At 40.4% G+C, this 1,982-nt stretch carries 2 protein-coding genes; both read right to left on the bottom strand.

The window, feature by feature from the left end; translation table 11 throughout:
• Nucleotides 1-22: 22 nt before the first annotated feature.
• Nucleotides 23-484 carry a DUF1801 domain-containing protein gene (locus V5N63_RS11700; RefSeq protein WP_332034084.1) on the bottom strand — a complete coding sequence of 154 codons (462 nt, stop codon included), beginning with the start codon at nt 482-484 and terminating at the stop codon, nt 23-25.
• A gap of 76 nt (nt 485-560) precedes the next feature.
• A partial coding sequence (locus V5N63_RS11705; protein WP_332034085.1) for a S9 family peptidase occupies nt 561-1,982 on the bottom strand: 1,422 nt, incomplete at its 5' end.

A 1,982-nucleotide genomic window follows, 5' to 3' on the forward strand; every position in this document is an offset into this window, starting at 1 on the left:
TGTGAAAGTCATGCGCGAATAATTATTTCTTCTTTTTATAAAGTTTTTCGTAAAGAGAAATCCACTCTTGAGGTGACATTTTTTGTGACAGTTCTGCAATTAATTCAAAAGGAATATCTTCAGGCTTTTTGAACCGGATACACGATTTTCCCATATCCAGTTTCTTTTTTGAATACTTCGGAAATTCATTCACAAACCAATCTAGCAGTTCGGGATCGGCATAAATCCCCATGTGATACAGTGCTATGAAATTCTTCTGCGATGCCAAATTGATGAAAGGAAGCGGCGTGTTTGGTGTGCAGTGATAACCGTCCGGATAGGTTTCCAAAGGGACGCTCCACCCGATCATTCCGTAAGTTAAACTTTCCTGAAAACCTTTGGGAAGATGTTCGGAAACCGTTTGGTAAAGTTTCCGGAAAGCGTCTTTTCGGTCTTCGGGAACATTTACAAGATATTCTTCAATTGAGGCTGCCGGAATTTGCATGGCTTTAATTTTTTACTAAAATACACAATCGAATCTTAAAATAAAAAATCCGGAAAAATTATTTCCGGATTTCTTTTTATTTTTTCAGATACTCATCAAAGTAATCGGTTACTTTCTGCATCAGGTGAACCCTGTCTTTGCCCATCACATTATGTGCATGGCCCGGATAAACAAAATAATCAAGCTGAACACCGTTGTCAACTGCAGCCTTGAGAAACTTCATCGAATGCTGCAAAACAACAACATCATCCTGCGCGCCGTGAATCATCAGGAGTTTACCTTTCAGATTCTGCACTTTATCAAGGAGATTAGAATTTTTATATCCTTCCGCGTTGGTTTGTGGCGTATCCATATATCTTTCGGTATACATAATTTCATACATGCTCCAATCGATTACCGGCCCGCCAGCTACGCCAACTTTGAAAACTTCCGGATGTTTAAGCATGAAACTTGTCGTCATAAAACCGCCGAAACTCCAGCCGTGAATTCCCAATCTGTCGCCATCAACATAAGGAAGCGATTTCAGGTAATCTACGCCTTTAAGCTGGTCATTCATTTCAGTTTCGCCCAAATTTCTGAAAACTGCCTGTTCGAATTTCAGACCTCGGTTAGATGATCCTCTGCCGTCCATCGTGAAAACGATATAGCCGTTTTGCGCCATATATTCGTACCAAAGATTTCCGGAAGCAGGGAAACTGTTGGTCACCAACTGAAGATGCGGCCCGTTGTAAAGATAAACAATGGTCGGATACTTTTTGGTAGCATCGAAATCGGTCGGAAGAATAATTTTTCCGAAAAGAGGCGTTCCGTCATCAGCCTTTAGCGTTACATTTTTAATTTCAGGCCTTTTATAATTTTTTAAAGGATTTTCTGAAGTCAGAATGTTTTTCGATTTTAAAGTCGCTGTGTTCAAAAGATTTACAGAGCGCGGCGTAGTTGCATTGCTGTAAATATCGTAAAGCTGTGTTCCGTCTTTGCTTAAAATCCCCGTATGCATGCCGGGAGCAGCAGATAATTTCTGGGTTTTGAAATTATTCCAGTTGATTCTGTAGAGATGTCTTTCCATCGGGGATTCCTGGGTGGAAGTGTAATAAATTTCCTTCTTTTTTTCATTAAAGCCTAAGATATCTGTCACCAGCCAGTCGCCTTTGGTAATCTGAGCGATCAACCCTTTTTCAAGACTGTAATGAAAAAGATGGTTGTAACCTGTGCGCTGACTTTGCCAGATGAAATCGGTGTTGGAGTTCGGAAAAAATAATAAAGGATGCTGAGGCTCTACATATTTATCCGAAGTTTCTTCGAATAACGTTTTCACAAAATTGCCGGAAACCGCATCGTACTGGTTCATTTTCAGATGATTCTGATCGCGGTTCAGCACGCCTACAAAAATATACTTTGAATCGGGACTCCAGGTCACTGCGGTAAGATACTGCTCTTTATCTCCTTCAATATTCAGGAAGGTTTTTTTCTGGGAATTAATGTCATACACGCCCAAAGT

Origin of the sequence: Kaistella sp., assembly GCF_032060305.1 — a bacterium.
GTDB classification, from domain to species: domain Bacteria; phylum Bacteroidota; class Bacteroidia; order Flavobacteriales; family Weeksellaceae; genus Kaistella; species Kaistella yananensis.